The sequence below is a fragment of the Methylosinus sp. shoA genome (assembly GCF_059718125.1).
Genome location: NZ_AP046091.1, coordinates 2,332,935 through 2,349,292, shown reverse-complemented (window position 1 = coordinate 2,349,292; position 16,358 = coordinate 2,332,935). Strand labels below are relative to the sequence as shown.

The window sequence follows — 16,358 nt, the reverse complement described above, 5'->3', positions numbered from 1 at the left end:
AATCCAGGACCCGCACGGCGACTGACGGATTGCTTCGCTTCGCTCCTCGCATGACGGGCCTTCGCGCTCACAGCGCGTTGCGATAGGCCTTCTTCGAGAAGACGGTCATGAAGACGATCCACAGATCGAGCGGCAGCGACCAGTGATCGATGTAATAGAGGTCGTGCTCGACGCGCTGGCGGATCTTCTGCGGCGAGTCGATCTCGCCGCGCAATCCGTTGACCTGCGCCCAGCCGGTGATGCCGGGCTTCACATTGTGGCGGCGCGCGTAGAGCGCGATCTCGCTCTCGTAGAGCTGATCGTGGACGAGCGCATGCGGGCGCGGGCCGACGAGCGACATGTCTCCGCGCAGCACATTGATGAGCTGCGGCAGTTCGTCGATGTTGTAGCGGCGGATGAAACGGCCGACGCGCGTGACGCGGGCGTCGCCGGCGGTCGCCTGGGTGACGTTGCGGCCGTCCTCCATCGTCGTCATGGAGCGGAATTTGGCGATTCGGAAGGGCTCGCGATTGAAGCCGTAGCGGCGCTGGAAGAACAAGACGGGACCTTCGCTGTCCAGCTTGATCGCCACGGCGACGAGCAGCAGCAGCGGCGACAGGACGAGGAGGCCGAGCGTGGCGAGAACGACGTCCATGACGCGCTTCCCGATGACCTCCAGCGCGTCGTGCGGCCGGCCGTTGAGGTTGAGGCTGGCGATCGCGCCGATCTTGTTGACGCGCGCGTCGACGAAACGGTCGAGCACGCGCTCCGGCCCGAGATGGATGGAGGCGGGCACGCGCAGAAAGGCGGTGACGCAATCGTCGATGACGTCGGTGCGCGACCAGGGGGCCAGGATGAACACGTCGTCCGGCCGCAGCATGCGCGCGGAGGCCTGGGCGAGCGCCAGATCGTCGCCGAGCGCCTCGGGATCCTCGCGCAGGGCCACGGCGGCGACGATGTTCATGCCGCTCTTCCACGGATGATAGCGCTGCGTGAACGCCTCGATCTCGCGCTCGAAGCCGACGAGAAAGACGCGCCGCGCCGATACGCCGCCGCGCTCGGCGCTGCGCTTGACGAGCAGCACGAGGCTCGCGCGCTCCGCATAGATGGCGAGCATGCCGACGGCGTAGAACAGCACGAAGGCGGCGCGCGAGGATTCCTCCGTCGCCTTGGCGAGGAAGCCGAAGGCCAGCGTGCACAGCACGGCGACGCTCCACAGCATGAAGCAACGCCAGCCGTGTCCGGCGAAGTCGAGATAATTCCTGATCGAATATTCGTGCCGCATCACATTGGACAGCACGAACAGGATCGCCGCGAACAGGCAGAGACGCAGATTCGGCAGCGTGAGCCCGTTCGCGTTGTAGGCGAGGGAATAATACAGCGACTCGCAGCCGATCGCGCTCCACAGCACGATGGCGAAATCGAGCAGCGCCGCCATGACGGAGAACGACGCCCGCACCAGCGCGGTGTTCTGCCCCGGCATGGACTGCGCCCAGCCGCGCCGCCGCGCGGCGGCGCTCTGCTCGCCGCGCACATGCGCCGCGCCCCGCGGCGAGGACGGAATGGAAAGATCGGCGAAACGCGACACGGCCTGCCTCCAGCCCGATGATTTCGGCGCCGTGCCGATTTGAAGCAAATTGCCGCAATCGGCCGGCGTTCGTCTGAAAGACAGCAAGCGGCGCGCCCAGCGCCGGCCGAAGCACGCGCCCGGCGCCCGCGGGGCCCGGCCGCTCGGCGGCATAACTCATTGCTATTCGACGCAATACTCCGTTGTCTGGCGTCCGCGCGCCAGGATTTCCTCGGGCGCGGCGCGACGAGCCTTCACAATGGCGTCATCCTGCCTGTAGACTATGGGAGGCGTCGGGAGCTGGAGGGGCGGTCCGGCCGATCATCCGAGAGGGCTGAGGTGAGCGTTCACTTTCGCCAGTCCATTGTCTCTCCGCAGGCCTGTCCTGCGCTGGTCCTCAACGCCGATTACCGGCCGCTGAGCTACTATCCTCTGTCTCTCTGGGGCTGGCAGGACGCCATCAAGGCTGTGTTCCTCGACCGGGTCAATATCGTCTCGGAATATGACAAGACGGTCAAAAGCCCCACTTTCGAGATGCGCCTACCTTCCGTGGTCTCGCTCAAGTCCTATGTGCGGCCGTCCCGCCATCCCGCCTTCACGCGGTTCAACGTGTTCCTGCGCGACCGCTTCACCTGCCAATATTGCGGCGAGCAGGACGATCTGACCTTCGACCATGTGATCCCGCGCTCCAAGGGCGGGGCGACCACATGGGAGAATGTCGTCGCGGCCTGCTCGGCCTGCAATCTGCGCAAGGGCGACCGGCTGCCGCACGAGGCGCATATGACTCCGGCTCAGGCGCCGTTCCAGCCGAGCGTCGCCGATCTGCACCGCAACGGCCGGCTGTTCCCGCCCAATTATCTGCACGACAGCTGGCTCGACTATCTCTATTGGGACTCGGTCCTCGAGCCCTGAAGCCCCACGCTCTCGATGCTGCGCCGTCTCGTCCTGATCCCGTTCGCCTTCGTCGTCGCGGCCGGAGCGGGGATGATCTTTCTGCCCATCGCCGCGCTCTTCGACGCGACGACGCGCGACGCCGGCGTCGCCTTGGCGATGGGGGCGCTGTTCGACGACGCCTATGATCCGGACGAGGCGGCGGCGGCGCTCGGCTTCGTCCTCTGGGCCGCCGGCATCGGCGTCTGCGCGGCGCCGCTCGCCATCGTCGCGCTGATCGGGGAGGCCGCCGGCGCGCGCGCCTATGCCTGGTATGCGGGAGGGGCCGCCGTCCTCGCGGCCGCATCTCCCTGGATTTTGCGCGCCGCGCGCGGTTCGGCGCGCGCGGCCGAGATGAACGCCGCCGAAGCCCGTTTCGCGCTTCTGTTCTTCCTCACCGGAGCGCTGACGGGAACGATCTATTGGCTGATCGCCGGACGCGGCGCTCCCGAGGCGTCGAACTGACGCACCTTCAGCGTGAAATGCCGCCGAGCACGCCGCGCAGCACTTCCTTCGCCACTTGCGTGCCGATCGAGCGCGCCGCCGACTGCACGGCCGAGCGCACAGCGATCTCTCCTGTCGAGAGGCGCTTGGGGTTCTCGCGCCTGAACAGTCCGCCGACGATGCCGCCGAGCATGCCCGTCAGCCCGCCGCCGCCGGAGGCGCCGGCCTCGACCGGCGCGCCGCCCGCAGGCCCTGCGCCCGCCGAGCGCAAATGGTTCTCGGCGCGCTTTTGCAGCACCTCGAAAGCGGATTCGCGATCGACGGCCGCATCATATTTGCCGCGCAAGGGACTTTCCGCCAGAGTCTGCGCCCGCTCCTGCGGGGTGATCGGCCCGACCCGCGCGGCGGGCGGAGCGATCAGCACGCGGTCGACCACCTCGGGCTTGCCCTTGGCGTCGAGCATGGAGACGAGCCCTTCGCCGACGCCGAGCTGCATGATCGCCTCGGCCGTGTCGAAGGCGGGATTCCGGCGGAACGTCTCGGCCGCCGCGCGCACCGCCTTCTGGTCGCGCGGCGTGAAGGCGCGCAACGCATGCTGCACGCGATTGCCGAGCTGGCCGAGCACGCTGTCCGGCACGTCGAGCGGGTTCTGCGTGACGAAATACACGCCGACGCCCTTGGAGCGGACGAGCCGCACCACCTGCTCTATGGCCGTGAGCAACGACTTCGGCGCGTCGTCGAACAGAAGATGCGCCTCGTCGAAGAAGAAGACGAGCTTGGGCTTTTCGAGATCGCCGACCTCCGGCAGATGCTCGAACAGCTCGGAGAGCAGCCACAAGAGGAAAGTCGCATAGAGGCGCGGGGAGCGCATCAGCCGGTCGGCGGCGAGAATATTGATCACGCCGCGCCCGTCGCGGTCGACGCGCAGGAAATCGGCGATGTCGAGCGCCGGCTCGCCGAAGAGCCTCTCGCCGCCTTGCGCCTCGAGCGTCAGCAGTTGACGCTGGATCGCGCCGATCGAGGCCGGCGCGACATTGCCATATTTGGTCTGCAATTCGCTCGCATGGTCGGCGACGAAGGCGAGCGCCGCACGCAGATCCTTGAGGTCGAGCAGCAGCAGGCCCTGCTCGTCGGCGACGCGAAACACCACATTGAGCACGCCCTCTTGAATCTCGTTGAGCTCGAGCAGACGCGCGAGCAGCAGCGGCCCCATCTCGGCGATGGTGGCGCGCACCGGATGCCCCTGCTCGCCGAAGATGTCCCAGAACACGACGGGGAAGCGATCCGGCGCATAGGCGAGGCCGATCTCGAGGCAGCGGTCGACGAAGGCCCGGCGCGGCTCGCCCGGCTGCGAGAGGCCGGCGAGATCGCCCTTCACATCGGCCAGGAACACGGCGGTTCCCGCATTGGAGAATCCTTCCGCGAGGCGCTGCAGCGTCACCGTCTTACCGCCGCCGGTCGCGCCGGCGACGAGCCCGTGACGATTGGCGAGCGCGAGCGTCAGATAATAATAGACGCCATCGGTATTGGCTCCGACCAGGATCTTGCCGGGAACGGCGTTCGCATCTTCGCACATGTCTTTGCGCCTCTCGTCCGGGCCGCCGGCCGGGAATCGGCCGACGTTCATATATATCTCGAGCGCCGTCGGCGCGGTCGGCGTTTTCGGCGCAGCCTCGCCGGCGTCGTTTCGCTGCGACGCGGCGCCGGGCTCCGCCCCGAGAGCGGCGACCAGCGAAGCGGCGACGCTTGGCGAACGCTGCTCCGCAGGCTAAGTTCCGCGGCGGAAGGGAGCCTCGACGATGATCGCCGGTCTGGCCGCGCCGCTGCGATCGCATGAACCACGCGCCACGCGAGGGGCGCCGTTTCTCGACGCGAAACGCAAAGGTGCGGAGCCGGGGCCGCGCAAGGTCGGCGGGCGGAACCGCCCGTCGCCGAAGCCCGGGACGCGAACGGCGTGGTCTGCGTCGAACCTCGTCCCTGTCGTCCTCGCCGCGCGACACGCGAGACACGAACCAAAAATCTACGGGAAGAACGCCGATGTCCAAGAGTTTCGCCAAGGGTTCGCAAAAGAGCCGCGCCAAGAGCGGCAATCTTCCGAAGCTGCCGCTCCTCGCGATCGGCGGCGCGTGCCTGCTGGCTTTCGCTGCGCTCGTCGTCGTCACCAGTCTGAAGCCGCCGCCCCCGCCGGCCTCCGCCATCGGCGGACCGTTCCGGCTCGTGGCGCAGAACGGCCAGGAGGTGACCGAGAAAGATTTCCTCGGCCGTCCGTTCCTGGTGTTCTTCGGCTACACCCATTGCCCCGACATCTGCCACGCTACTCTGTTCGAGATCTCGGAGGTTCTCCGCGCGCTCGGTCCCGACGCCAACGCCGGCGCGCTGTTCGTCACCGTCGATCCGGAGCGCGACACGCCGGAAGTGATGAAAGACTATCTGTCCAATTTCGATCCGCGCATCGTCGGCGTCTCCGGCGACCGCACGGCGATCGATCCGGTGCTGCGCGAATATCGCATCTACTCCAAGAAGGCCTCGGACGGCGACGGCGATTATGCGGTCGATCACACGACGGCCGTCTATCTGATGGATAAGAACGGCCGCTTCGTCGGCTCCTTCAATCTCTCCCGCAAGCCGGCCGACGCCGCTCGCGATCTGCAGCGCTATCTGTGAGCGCGAGAGAGCGGCGAAAAAGCAACGCCTCGAGTTTTTTTCCCGAGGTCCGCACTTCGCTCTCGCGACGAGCGGGCGCTTTGCGTTAGCATCGCGTCATGCTTCGAATCAGACGCGATGGCCTCGCCAAGGCCGCCGGCTCTTCGGTCATCACCGTCTCGCACGCCGGCGAGACGATCGCGGTGTCGCTGCGGCGCTCGGCCGCCGCGCGGCGTTTCACTCTGCGCGTGCGCTTCGCGGCGCGCGACGCCGTTCTCACCATGCCGTCGCGCTCGTCCCTGCGCGAGGCGCGCGAATTCACCGAGCGCCACGCCGCCTGGATCGCCGCGCGTCTGCGCCGCCTGCCCGACATCATTCCTTTCGAGCACGGCGCGATCGTGCCGATGCGCGGCGTCGATCATCTGCTCGCGCATCGCCCCGGCGCGCGCGGCACGGTCTGGATCGAAACGCGCGAGGGAGACGATGCCGAATTGCAGCTCTGCGTCGCCGGCGCGGCGGAGCATATGCACCGCCGCGTCGTCGATTATCTGAGGCGCGAGGCGCGGCGCGATCTCGAAGAGGCGGTCTCGCGCCACACGCGCGCGCTCGGGCTCCCGCCGCGCGGCGTCGGCCTGCGCGACACGGTGAGCCGCTGGGGCTCCTGCTCGGCCTCCGGCTCCCTGAATTTCTCCTGGCGTCTCGTGATGGCGCCGCCCTTCGTGCTCGACTATCTCGCCGCGCATGAGGTGGCGCATCTCCAGCATCTCGATCACTCCGCGCGCTTCTGGGCGCTCGCCCGGCGCCTCTGCGCGGAGACCGACCACGCCGAAGCCTGGCTCTCGGCCCATGGGGCGCATCTGCACAAATACGGCGCCGCCGAATAAAACGCGTGGCGCCGCGTCCGAAAGGGACCGCCCGCTCGATGATATGCGCCGCGCCGTCGCACGCCGAAATCGTGAACGCCTGCGCACGGGGCCGATCCAAAATTTGCCGCAAGAATGAATCGGCCGTTCCGCGTCGCACAAAACTGCGCTATGCTCCGGCCCAATCCTTCGTCGGGACCGGTACTTTTTCGAGGTGACGCATGGCCGACGTAATTTTCTACGAGAAGCCCGGCTGCGCGAGCAATGCGCGGCAGAAATCCCTTCTCGTCGCTTCGGGCCATTCGCTCGAGGTGCGCGATCTTCTCTCCGAGCCGTGGAGCGTCTCGAGCCTGCGGCCCTTCTTCGGCGAGACGCCGGTCCGGGACTGGTTCAATCCCGCGGCGCCGCGCGTGAAATCGGGCGAGATCGACATCGACAAGATCACGCCCCAGGCGGCGCTGGTCATGATGATCGTCGACCCGATATTGATCCGCAGGCCGTTGATCAAGGTCGGCGGCCGCTGTGAGGCAGGGTTCGATCCCGAGCGCATCGGCGCCTGGATCGGCCTGAAGTCGAGCGAAAAACGCGTCGACGACCGCTGCTCGCGGCCCGAAACGCCAGCGCGGAGATCCGACGGCGGAACCGAAGTCGCTTCCTTCCCCAGCGACTGACGAGCGGCGTCGCGGAGAGAGACGGTATGTTGTTCGACCGAAACGCCGCCGACGCGCGCGCCTGCCGCCCTTTTTTCGATGAGCTGCTCGAGCGCTGCCGCGTGCTGCCGCCGATCCGGCTCGGCGTCGTGCATCCCTGCGACGCCGTGGCGCTGCAGGGCGCGCTGGCGGCGCGCGACGCCGGACTGGCGACCCCCGTGCTCGTCGCGCCGCGCGCAAAAATCGCCGCGGTCGCAGAGGCGGCCGGAGTCTCGCTCGCCGGAGTCGAGGTCGTCGACGCGCCGCACAGCCACGCCGCCGCCGATCGGGCGGTGGCGCTCGTGCGCGAGGGCGAAGTCGAAGCCTTGATGAAGGGCTCGCTCCACACGGACGAATTGATGAGCGCCGTGGTGCGCGAGGGCTCGGGACTGCGCACGGAGCGGCGCATCAGCCATGTCTTCGTGCTCGACGTGCCGAGCTACTGCAAGCCGCTGCTCGTCACCGACGCGGCCATCAACATCGCGCCGTCGCTGGCGGACAAGCGCGACATCGCCCAGAACGCCATCGAGCTCGCCCATGCGCTCGGCATTGCGCGTCCGAAGCTCGCCGTGCTCTCGGCCGTCGAGACCGTCGACGCGAAAATCCCTTCGACCATCGACGCAGCCGCGCTCTGCAAAATGGCCGACCGCGGCCAGATCACCGGAGCGGAGGTGGACGGGCCGCTCGCTTTCGACAACGCCATTTCGCTCGAGGCGGCGAAGGCCAAGGGGATCAAATCGAGCGTCGCCGGCGACGCCGATATTCTGCTCGCCCCGGATCTCGAGGCGGGGAACATACTCGCCAAGCAGCTCGTCTATCTCGCCGGCGCCGAGGACGCCGGCCTCGTCCTCGGCGCACGCGCGCCGATCGTGCTGACGAGCCGCGCCGACGGCGTGAGGGCGCGCGTCGTCTCCTGCGCGCTCGCACAGCTCTTCGCCCATCGGACGACGGAGGCCGTGTGAGCGGCGTCCTGCTCGCGCTGAATGCAGGCTCGTCCAGCCTCAAATTCGCGCTCTATGACGCGGCGGCGCTTTCGCCTCTGTGCCGTGGCGCGATCTCGGCTCTCGGCGCCAAAGGGCAGGCCGCGCATTTCTCCGCGCGGGGCTCCGCGGCGGCGGCGCTCGCGGCGGGGCCCACGCCCGCGCCGAACATCGATCACGAAGGCGCGGCGCGCTGGCTGATCGAGGCGATCGCCACGCGGACGCCGGAGTTCGCGCTCGCCGTCGTCGGCCATAGGGTCGTGCATGGCGGCTCGAAGTTCGACCGGCCCGTGCGGGTGACGCCGGAAATATTGGAGCGTCTTTCCGCCTATATTCCGCTCGCGCCGAGCCACCAGCCGCATAATCTCGCGCCGATCCGCAGCCTGCTCGCGAGCCGGCCCGACCTGCCGCAGATCGCCTGTTTCGACACGGCTTTCCACCGCACGCAGCCGCGCCTCGCCCAGCTGTTTCCGCTGCCGCGCGCCTTCGCCGAGCGCGGCGTGCTGCGCTACGGCTTCCACGGACTTTCGTATCAATTCATCGCCGAGGAGCTGCGGCGGCTGCGCGGCGAGCGCGCGGACGGCCGCGTGATCGTCGCCCATCTCGGCCATGGCGCGAGCCTCTGCGCCATGCGCGGGCTCGAGAGCGTCGCCACGACGATGGGTTTCACCGCGCTCGACGGGCTGATGATGGGCTCGCGCAGCGGCGCGATCGATCCGGGCCTGCTGCTGCATCTCATTCTGCAGGAGGACATGTCGGCGAAGGCCGTGCACGAGCTGCTCTATGCCGACTCCGGCCTGCTCGGCGTCTCCGGGATCAGCGACGATCTGCGCGCGCTCGAGGCGGACGGCTCGCCCGCCGCAGAGGAGGCGATGGCGCTGTTCGCCTATCGCGCCGCCCGCGAAATCGGCTCGCTGGCGAGCGCCGCCGGCGGGCTCGACATTCTGGTCTTCACAGCCGGCATCGGCGAGAATTCGCCTTCGATGCGCGCGCGCATCTGCGCCTATCTCGGCCATCTCGGCGTCGGACTCGACGCCGACGCCAATGCGCGCGGCGATCTCTCCATAACCGCGGCCGGGGCCGCGACCGAAGTCCTCGTCGTTCCGACCAATGAGGAGGCGGTGATCGCCGAAGCCGCCCGCGGGCTCTGGCTCGAGGGCGCGGCGGGGGGCTGACGCCCGCGTTCTCGACATCTTTGCCCGAGCATGGCAGAACCCGCCACAGAAATTTCATGCGTGGCGGGACGATGACGGATATCTCTCGACTAGAGACCGAGACATTGGCGGCGATCGCGGCGGCGGCGGACGAGGCGGCGCTGGAGGCCGTGCGCGTCGGCGCGCTGGGCAAGAAAGGCAGCATCTCGGCTCTGCTGTCCACTCTCGGCAAAATGTCGCCCGACGAGCGCAAGACCGAGGGCGCGAAGATCAATGCGCTGAAGGACAGAGCGACGCAGGCGATCGCCGATCGTCGCGGCGTGTTGCAGGCCGAGGCGCTGGAGAAGCGCCTTTCCGCCGAGGCGCTCGACGTGACGCTGCCCGTGCAGGAGAGCGGCCAGGAGCTCGGCCGCATTCATCCGATCTCGCAGGTGACGGACGAGCTGACGGCGATCTTCGCCGACATGGGCTTCTCCGTCGCCGAGGGGCCGGACATAGAGAGCGACGACTATAATTTCACCAAGCTGAATTTTCCGGAAGGCCATCCGGCGCGGGAGATGCACGACACCTTCTTCTTCGCGCCGGGCGCCGACGGCAAGCGCAAGCTCTTGCGCACGCATACGAGCCCGGTGCAGGTGCGCACCATGCTGAGCAAGGCGCCGCCGATCCGCATCATTTGCCCCGGCCGCACCTACCGCTGCGACAGCGACCAGACGCATACGCCGATGTTCCATCAGGTCGAGGGGCTCGTCATCGACGAGACGACCCATATGGGCCATCTGAAATGGGTGCTGGAGGAGTTTCTGAAGGCCTTCTTCGAGGTGAAGTCGGTGAAGATGCGCTTTCGCCCGTCCTTCTTCCCCTTCACCGAGCCTTCGGCCGAGGTGGACGTGCAGTGCCGGCGCCAGGGCGGCGACATCCGCTTCGGCGAAGGCGAGGACTGGATGGAGATCCTGGGCTGCGGCATGGTGCACGCAAACGTGCTGCGCAATTGCGGGCTCGATCCGGACAGATATCAAGGCTTCGCTTTCGGCGTCGGCATCGACCGGCTCGCGATGCTGAAATACGGCATGTCGGATCTGCGCGCTTTCTTCGAAGCGGATGTACGCTGGCTGACGCATTACGGATTCAGGCCGCTGGACTTCCCGACGCTGGCGGGGGGATTGAGCGGGTGAGGCTCTCGAAGCGAGAGAGGCATGGAGAGACGAGGATGATGACCGACGCCGTGCGACATGCGATCGACGATGCGCTACGCCGTGCTTTGGGTTCTTCGCGTTTCGACCGCGTCGACGTCCGGGAAGATTACAACCATGCGGACGAGCCGGCTCTGTTTCTCGATATCGTGACGAAGACGGGAGCCGACGACTTGAGCGCCCGGGAGTCGATCGAGACGCAAATGGCGGTCAGCGACGCGCTGTTGGCGCTGGGTGACACACGCTTCCCCTATATCAGCTTCAAATTCCCCGGCGACGAATATGCGGTCGACAATGTTCGCGCGCCTGATGCGAAGCCCTCGGCGCTACATTTGTCATGCGCTGGCCGACCTGTGCGCCGACGAGCTCGTAGGATGGAAAAAGCCGTGGAATATTTTCAGTCCGGTCTATCGGTCCCTCGATCACAACGAAGCTCGCCGCTTGTTCGAAAGGGCGGGGACCTCGAAGTCCCATGGCGCGGAGGTCGAAAAAATCGGCTCGTCGTTTCTGCGCCTCCAGCAGGCGCGCGAAGAGGCGGATTATGATTCCGAACCATTCCGTCACGGACGGGACGACACGCGCAAGTTGGTCGAGGAGGTGCGGGAGACCGTCGCCGCAACAAGATCTCTCGAGGCGGAAACGAGGCTATTGCTCGCCGCCCATCTCGTGACGAAACGGCGTCGCAGCGCTATCTCCGACGCCGGCAGGAATTGACCACATATGAAACTCACCCTCTCCTGGCTGAAAGACCATCTCGAGACGAACGCCTCGCTCGACGAAGCGGTCGAAGCCCTGACCCGCATCGGCCTCGAGGTCGAGCATGTGCATGATCCCGCCGCGCAGCTGAAGGATTTCGTCATCGCGCATGTGATCGAGGCGAAGCCGCATCCCAACGCCGATCGGCTGCGCGTCTGCATGGTCGATACGGGGGCCGGCGCGCCGGCGCAGGTCGTCTGCGGCGCGCCCAACGCCCGCACGGGATTGAAGAGCGTCTTCTCCGCGCCCGGGACTTATATTCCCGGCAAGAAGATCACGCTCGGCAAGGGCGTCATCCGCGGCGTCGAATCGCTCGGCATGCTGTGCTCGGCCGCCGAGCTCGAATTGTCGAACGATCACGACGGAATCATCGAGCTGCCGGAGGATGCGCCGATCGGCGCGGCCTATGCGAATTGGGCCGGGCTCGACGATCCCGTGATCGAGATCAATCTGACGCCGAACCGGCCCGACGCCGCCGGCGTCTTCGGCATCGCCCGCGATCTCGCCGCCGCCGGCCTCGGAACGCTGAAAGCGTCGCCGATCGAGAAGATCGAAGGGCGCTTCGCCAATCCGCAGCGCGTGACGCTCGACTTCGCAAAGGCGGATGCGCATCTCGCGCCGCTGTTCGCTCTGCGTCTCGTGCGCGGCGTGAAGAACGGACCGAGCCCCGCTTGGCTGCAGGATCGTCTGCGCGCCATCGGCCTTCGTCCCATCAATGCGCTCGTCGATGTCACCAATTATCTGACTTTCGACCGCGCCCGTCCGCTACATGTGTTCGACGCGAAGAAGGTCACGGGCGATCTCGTCGTGCGCCGCGCGCGCGCGGGCGAAGAACTGCTCGCGCTCGACGGCAGGACCTATGAGCTCGACGCCGACATGGTCGTCATCGCCGACGGCAATGGTCCCGAATCGCTCGCAGGCGTCATGGGCGGCGAGCATTCGGGCTGCTCGGAAGAGACGACCGACGTTCTCATCGAGACCGCTCTGTGGGACCCGACCAACATTGCGCACACCGGCCGCAAGCTCGGCATCTCGACCGACGCGCGCTATCGTTTCGAGCGCGGCGTCGATCCGGCTTTCGCCCTGCCGGGCCTCGAGCTGGCGACGAAGCTCGTGCTGGAGTTCTGCGGCGGCGAAGCATCCGACATCGTCGTCGCCGGCGCGGCGGAGACGCCGGCGCGCAAGCTGCGTTTTCCCTGGAGCGAGACGAAGCGCCTCACCGGGCTCGACGTTTCGCGCGAGGACTCGGCCGCGATCCTGACGAGCCTCGGATTCGCGGTCGAAGCGGCGCAGGACGAAGCGCTCGTCACCGTTCCGAGCTGGCGCCCGGATGTCGAAGGCAAGGCCGATCTCGTCGAGGAGATCGCCCGCATCGCCGGCTTCGACACGATCGCCGCAGCGCCTCTGTCGCGCGGCGCGGGCGTGACCGAGCCCGTGCTCACCCTGCTGCAGAAGCGAACGCGCTTCGCGCGGCGCGCGCTCGCGGCGCGCGGCCTCGTCGAGGCCGTCACCTGGTCCTTCGTGCCGAAGGACCAGGCGCTGGCCTTCGGCGGCGGCGGCGCGGCGCTCGCCCTCGCCAATCCGATCGCCGCCGAGCTCTCCGACATGCGGCCGAGCCTGCTTCCCGGCCTCGCGACCGCCGCCGGCCGCAATCTTGCGCGCGGCTTCGCGGATGTGGCGCTGTTCGAGGTCGGTCAAATCTTTGCGAGCGAGGACGAGACGGGGCAGAAGATCGCCGCGGCGGGCCTGCGCCGCGGTCTCGCCCTGCCGACGGGCTCGGGGCGCCATTGGGCGGCGAAGGAGCGCGCGGCGGGCGTCTTCGACGTCGAGGCCGACGCGCTCGCCCTGCTGCGATCGCTCGGCGTCGCGACCGGCGGCCTGCAGATCGTCGCCGGCGCGCCCTCCTGGTATCATCCGGGCCGCTCGGGAACGCTGCAATTCGGCCCCAAGGCGATCATCGGCCATTTCGGCGAATTGCATCCGCGCCTGCTGCAGCGACTCGACGTCGAAGGACCGGTCGCCGCCTTCGAGATCATTCTCGACGCGCTGCCGGCGCCGAAGGCGAAGCCGACGAGAGCGAAGCCGAAGCTCGAGCTCTCCGATCTCCAGCCCCTCTCGCGCGATTTCGCCTTTCTCATGGATCGCGCCGCGCCGGCGGGCGAGCTGGTCAAGGCGGTGCGGAACGCGGATCGCGCGCTCATCGCCGATGTGACGGTGTTCGACGTCTACGAAGGGCCGGGCGTGCCGGAAGGCCAGAAATCGGTCGGCGTCGCGGTGACGTTGCAGCCACGCGACAAGACGTTGACGGACGGCGAGATCGAGGCGCTCGCCCACAAAATCGTCACAGAGGCGGGCAAAAAAGCGGGAGCGCGATTGAGAGGATGACGATGCTGCGCATGATTCGAGTCGCCGCGGCGACGACGCTCGCGGCCTCTTCGGCCGCCGCCGGCCCCCGTTCGATCGCCGATTGCGAAACGATTCAGGCGGCGGACGCCTATAATCATTGTCTCGCCTCCTTCGGTCCCGTCGCGGCCGGCCACAAGGCGCTCCCCTACGCCGAAACCGGCGAGCTGCGCGCCAGCGACCCCGCTGCGCGCGTCACCGTCGCCAAGAGCCGGCGCGGACGCGCGCGCATCGTGCTCACGCCCGGACGGAGCGCGGTCGACTGATTCGAGCGCCGCGACGGGGGAAACGCCGATGATGCGAACGCCTGCGCGACCCGAGCGGCCAACGGGCGGGATCTCCCGTCGCGATTTCGTCAATGGCCTGCTCGTCGCCGGCGCGTCTCCACTGTGCTCGCTCGACGCCTCGGCGCGGGACGGCGAAGCCTGCGACGGACCCATCGGCCTCGATCCGCGCGTTCTGCGCGGCGGCAATCTTCCGTCGACCTTCCTCGTCTCGCATTGGCTGCGCGACCGGCGGATCGAGGTTCAAAAGAACGCGGTGACGATCGCGCCGGGCTGCGACGATGTCGTCGGCGCCTTTCCGATCGCGGACGGCGGCGAGAGCTTCGACGCCATCATCGTCGGCGGCGGCCTCGCCGGCCTCTCCGCGGCCTTTCATCTGCTGCGCGAGCGCCCTGCCGCACGCTTGCTGATCCTCGAGGCGGGGCCGGTCCTCGGCGGCAACGCCGGCCGCGACGAAGCAGCGCCTTTGCCGGGGCCGGCGTCGACCGCCGGCGCCTATTGCGCGACGCCCGGCTCCGACTGGCTGCGGGCCGTCTATCGCGCGCTCGGCGTCGACTGGAACGCGCATGCCGTCGAGGATCCGGTCGACAGCTTTTATTTCGACGAGAATGCGCCGGGCGCGACGCCGGGCCATCGCGGCTGGAATATCGACACCTTCGAACGGGGCCTCTCGCGTCTCCCCTACCCGCCGAAAATCGTCGCCGATCTCTCGCGCGCGCGCAAAGCGATCCTCCTGCTGGGGGACGCCGGCGTCACCGATCCGGCCGACGAGAGCGAGGCGGAGCATGACGCGCTCTCCACCGTCAGCCTCGAGCATTATCTTCGGACCACGCTCCGCTGCGATCCCGCCGTTGCCGACTTCTTCACCGTCTACACGCTCACCGCCTTCGGCGGGACCTCGGGCCAAGTGAACGCGCATAGCGCGATCGGTTTTCTCGCGAGCGAGTTCCAGCGCCGCGCGATCTTCACCTTTCCCGGCGGAACCTCGGAACTGGCGCGTCGCTTTCAGCGCCGGCTGGGCGCCGAGACCAATGCGGCGCCGCGAATCGAATTGAATGCGACGGCCGTGCGGATCGATCCGCGCTCGGAACGCGGCGGCGCGAGCGTCGTCTATTTTCAGGATCGTCTGTTCCGCCGCGTCGGGGCGCGGCGGATCATCGTCGCCGCGCCGGCGCAGAGCGCCCGCCGCCTCGTCGAGCATCTCGCCGATCCTGCTCGGCGGGACGCCTTCGGCCAGATTCACGCGGCGCCGATCGTCGTCGCCAATGTCGCGCTGCGCCGGGCGGCGCCGCTGCTGCAGCTCGGACTGGGCTACGCCCAGAGCTGGTTCGGCGGGCGCCATTTCGTCAATTTCACGGTCGCCGACTGGGCCGGCGCGCGGCGCTTCGACGCCGAACGCGCGACGACCCTCACCTTCTACGGCGGCTGCTCCGCCGAGCTCGACGCGCTCGCCGACGCGCGCATGGCGCTGCTGCGCACGCCCTTCTCCGATTACGAGGACTCGCTGCGCAGCGATCTCGCGCGGCTGATGCGCGGCGCCGATTTCGATTTCGACCGCGACGTCACGGCCTTGTTCCTCTATCGCTGGGGCCACAGCATGCTGCGGCCGCCGCCGAACTGGCTGTTCGGGACGGCGCAGAAGCCGGGCGGCGCGCTGAACCGCTCCGCCGCGCCGCGGCGCATCGCCTGCGCGCCGCTCGGGCCGATCCTGTTCGCCGGCCAGCACGCGCAGGGCGCGCCCTCGGTCGAGAGCGCGCTGGCGTCCGGCCGCCGCGCGGCGCTGCAGGCGCTGGAGGGCTCGCCATGACCACCCGGCTCACGCTGCTCGTCGTCGTTCTCGTCTCGACTCTCGGCTACCTCGGCCTCGCCGCGCTCGGCGCCGGCGGAATCGCCGCCTTCCTCGCGCATCCGCCCCTCGTCGCAGCGGCGGCGATCACGCTCGTGCTCGCCGTCGCCTCGCTGTTCACCGAAGGTCATCTCGGCGCCGGAGAGCGCGAGGATCGCGGCAATCGCTGGGTGATTCCCGCGCTCGGCGCGCTGGCCCTGCTCGACGCCTTTGTGCCCGCCTACACGGATCGGCTGGATATTCTCACGCTCGACGGCGAGACGCTGCGCTGGGCGGGCGTGCTGCTCTATGCGATCGGCGGAGCGCTGCGCCTGTGGCCCGTATTCGCGCTCGGGCGCCGCTTCAGCGGCCTCGTCGCCATTCAGCCGGGACACGAGCTCGTCACTGCCGGCGTCTATTCGCGGATCCGCCATCCGAGCTATCTCGGCGCGATCGTCATGCTCGTCGGCTGGGCGCTCGTCTTCCGCTCGGCCGTCGGACTCGCGCTCGCGGCGCTCGCTCTCCCGCCGCTCGTCGCGCGCATCGAGGCGGAGGAGGCGCTGTTGCGCGACCATTTCGGCGCGCGGTACGAGGCATATTGCGCCCGCACGGCGCGACTGATCCCCGGTCTCTATTGAAGCCGGCGGC

At 68.2% G+C, this 16,358-nt stretch carries 15 protein-coding genes; 13 read left to right on the top strand and 2 right to left on the bottom strand.

The annotated features are described in order from the left end of the window. Positions 1 to 67: 67 nt before the first annotated feature. Positions 68 to 1,567, bottom strand: coding sequence for an undecaprenyl-phosphate glucose phosphotransferase (locus AC6IW9_RS10600; RefSeq protein WP_497772328.1), 1,500 nt, complete (start codon positions 1,565 to 1,567; stop codon positions 68 to 70). Positions 1,568 to 1,885: 318 nt separating this feature from the next. Between AC6IW9_RS10600 and AC6IW9_RS10595 the strand changes: the two genes are divergently transcribed. Next, complete coding sequence (locus tag AC6IW9_RS10595) at positions 1,886 to 2,458, top strand: HNH endonuclease (RefSeq protein WP_497772327.1); 573 nt, start codon at positions 1,886 to 1,888, stop codon at positions 2,456 to 2,458. A gap of 15 nt (positions 2,459 to 2,473) precedes the next feature. Beyond that, the gene (locus AC6IW9_RS10590) at positions 2,474 to 2,941 is read left to right on the top strand and encodes a hypothetical protein (protein ID WP_497772326.1); all 468 of its coding nucleotides are present in this window, start codon (positions 2,474 to 2,476) and stop codon (positions 2,939 to 2,941) included. A 7-nt stretch (positions 2,942 to 2,948) separates the two neighbouring features. Here AC6IW9_RS10590 and AC6IW9_RS10585 read toward each other — a convergent pair whose 3' ends face one another. After that, complete coding sequence (locus tag AC6IW9_RS10585; RefSeq protein ID WP_497772325.1) at positions 2,949 to 4,496, bottom strand: helicase HerA-like domain-containing protein; 1,548 nt, start codon at positions 4,494 to 4,496, stop codon at positions 2,949 to 2,951. Between the two features lie 461 nt (positions 4,497 to 4,957). On the opposite strand from AC6IW9_RS10585, the gene AC6IW9_RS10580 reads away from it, so the two are divergent. The 11 genes from AC6IW9_RS10580 (at position 4,958) to AC6IW9_RS10530 (ending at position 16,348) form a co-directional block, all read left to right on the top strand. Continuing rightward, a complete protein-coding gene (locus tag AC6IW9_RS10580; protein ID WP_497772324.1) occupies positions 4,958 to 5,584 on the top strand; it encodes an SCO family protein in 627 nt (208 codons plus the stop codon). Between the two features lie 98 nt (positions 5,585 to 5,682). Beyond that, positions 5,683 to 6,447, top strand: coding sequence for a M48 family metallopeptidase (locus tag AC6IW9_RS10575; protein ID WP_497772323.1), 765 nt, complete (start codon positions 5,683 to 5,685; stop codon positions 6,445 to 6,447). 200 nt (positions 6,448 to 6,647) lie between these two features. Further along, positions 6,648 to 7,097: an ArsC/Spx/MgsR family protein gene (locus AC6IW9_RS10570; RefSeq protein WP_497772319.1), complete on the top strand. Its 450-nt coding sequence runs from the start codon at positions 6,648 to 6,650 to the stop codon at positions 7,095 to 7,097. 26 nt (positions 7,098 to 7,123) lie between these two features. Beyond that, positions 7,124 to 8,077: a bifunctional enoyl-CoA hydratase/phosphate acetyltransferase gene (locus AC6IW9_RS10565; protein ID WP_497772316.1), complete on the top strand. Its 954-nt coding sequence runs from the start codon at positions 7,124 to 7,126 to the stop codon at positions 8,075 to 8,077. Continuing rightward, on the top strand, positions 8,074 to 9,270 hold the full coding sequence (locus AC6IW9_RS10560; RefSeq protein WP_497772312.1) for an acetate/propionate family kinase: 1,197 nt from the start codon (positions 8,074 to 8,076) through the stop codon (positions 9,268 to 9,270). Before AC6IW9_RS10565 ends, AC6IW9_RS10560 begins: the two co-directional genes overlap by 4 nt. Positions 9,271 to 9,341: 71 nt before the next feature. After that, positions 9,342 to 10,424: a phenylalanine--tRNA ligase subunit alpha gene (gene pheS, locus AC6IW9_RS10555; protein WP_497772309.1), complete on the top strand. Its 1,083-nt coding sequence runs from the start codon at positions 9,342 to 9,344 to the stop codon at positions 10,422 to 10,424. A gap of 35 nt (positions 10,425 to 10,459) precedes the next feature. Then, complete coding sequence (locus tag AC6IW9_RS10550; RefSeq protein WP_497772306.1) at positions 10,460 to 10,987, top strand: hypothetical protein; 528 nt, start codon at positions 10,460 to 10,462, stop codon at positions 10,985 to 10,987. A gap of 175 nt (positions 10,988 to 11,162) precedes the next feature. Beyond that, a complete protein-coding gene (pheT, locus tag AC6IW9_RS10545; protein WP_497772303.1) occupies positions 11,163 to 13,583 on the top strand; it encodes a phenylalanine--tRNA ligase subunit beta in 2,421 nt (806 codons plus the stop codon). 11 nt (positions 13,584 to 13,594) lie between these two features. Next, on the top strand, positions 13,595 to 13,867 hold the full coding sequence (locus tag AC6IW9_RS10540) for a hypothetical protein (RefSeq protein ID WP_497772301.1): 273 nt from the start codon (positions 13,595 to 13,597) through the stop codon (positions 13,865 to 13,867). Positions 13,868 to 13,895: 28 nt separating this feature from the next. Then, the gene (locus tag AC6IW9_RS10535) at positions 13,896 to 15,692 is read left to right on the top strand and encodes an FAD-dependent oxidoreductase (protein ID WP_497772299.1); all 1,797 of its coding nucleotides are present in this window, start codon (positions 13,896 to 13,898) and stop codon (positions 15,690 to 15,692) included. Continuing rightward, entirely contained in the window at positions 15,689 to 16,348 is a 660-nt protein-coding gene (locus tag AC6IW9_RS10530; RefSeq protein WP_497772297.1) for a methyltransferase family protein, read from the top strand. The genes AC6IW9_RS10535 and AC6IW9_RS10530 overlap by 4 nt, the downstream gene beginning before the upstream one ends. The last annotated feature ends 10 nt before the right edge of the window (positions 16,349 to 16,358 follow it).

Bases quoted from the DNA above. Each gene is read 5' to 3' on its own strand.
- AC6IW9_RS10590 (WP_497772326.1), top strand. From the start codon at position 2,474: ATGCTGCGCCGTCTCGTCCTGATCCCGTTCGCCTTCGTCGTCGCGGCC.
- AC6IW9_RS10585 (WP_497772325.1), bottom strand. From the start codon at position 4,496: ATGTGCGAAGATGCGAACGCCGTTCCCGGCAAGATCCTGGTCGGAGCC.
- AC6IW9_RS10580 (WP_497772324.1), top strand. From the start codon at position 4,958: ATGTCCAAGAGTTTCGCCAAGGGTTCGCAAAAGAGCCGCGCCAAGAGC.
- AC6IW9_RS10575 (WP_497772323.1), top strand. From the start codon at position 5,683: ATGCTTCGAATCAGACGCGATGGCCTCGCCAAGGCCGCCGGCTCTTCG.
- AC6IW9_RS10570 (WP_497772319.1), top strand. From the start codon at position 6,648: ATGGCCGACGTAATTTTCTACGAGAAGCCCGGCTGCGCGAGCAATGCG.
- AC6IW9_RS10565 (WP_497772316.1), top strand. From the start codon at position 7,124: ATGTTGTTCGACCGAAACGCCGCCGACGCGCGCGCCTGCCGCCCTTTT.
- pheS (WP_497772309.1), top strand. From the start codon at position 9,342: ATGACGGATATCTCTCGACTAGAGACCGAGACATTGGCGGCGATCGCG.
- AC6IW9_RS10550 (WP_497772306.1), top strand. From the start codon at position 10,460: ATGATGACCGACGCCGTGCGACATGCGATCGACGATGCGCTACGCCGT.
- pheT (WP_497772303.1), top strand. From the start codon at position 11,163: ATGAAACTCACCCTCTCCTGGCTGAAAGACCATCTCGAGACGAACGCC.
- AC6IW9_RS10540 (WP_497772301.1), top strand. From the start codon at position 13,595: ATGATTCGAGTCGCCGCGGCGACGACGCTCGCGGCCTCTTCGGCCGCC.
- AC6IW9_RS10535 (WP_497772299.1), top strand. From the start codon at position 13,896: ATGATGCGAACGCCTGCGCGACCCGAGCGGCCAACGGGCGGGATCTCC.
- AC6IW9_RS10530 (WP_497772297.1), top strand. From the start codon at position 15,689: ATGACCACCCGGCTCACGCTGCTCGTCGTCGTTCTCGTCTCGACTCTC.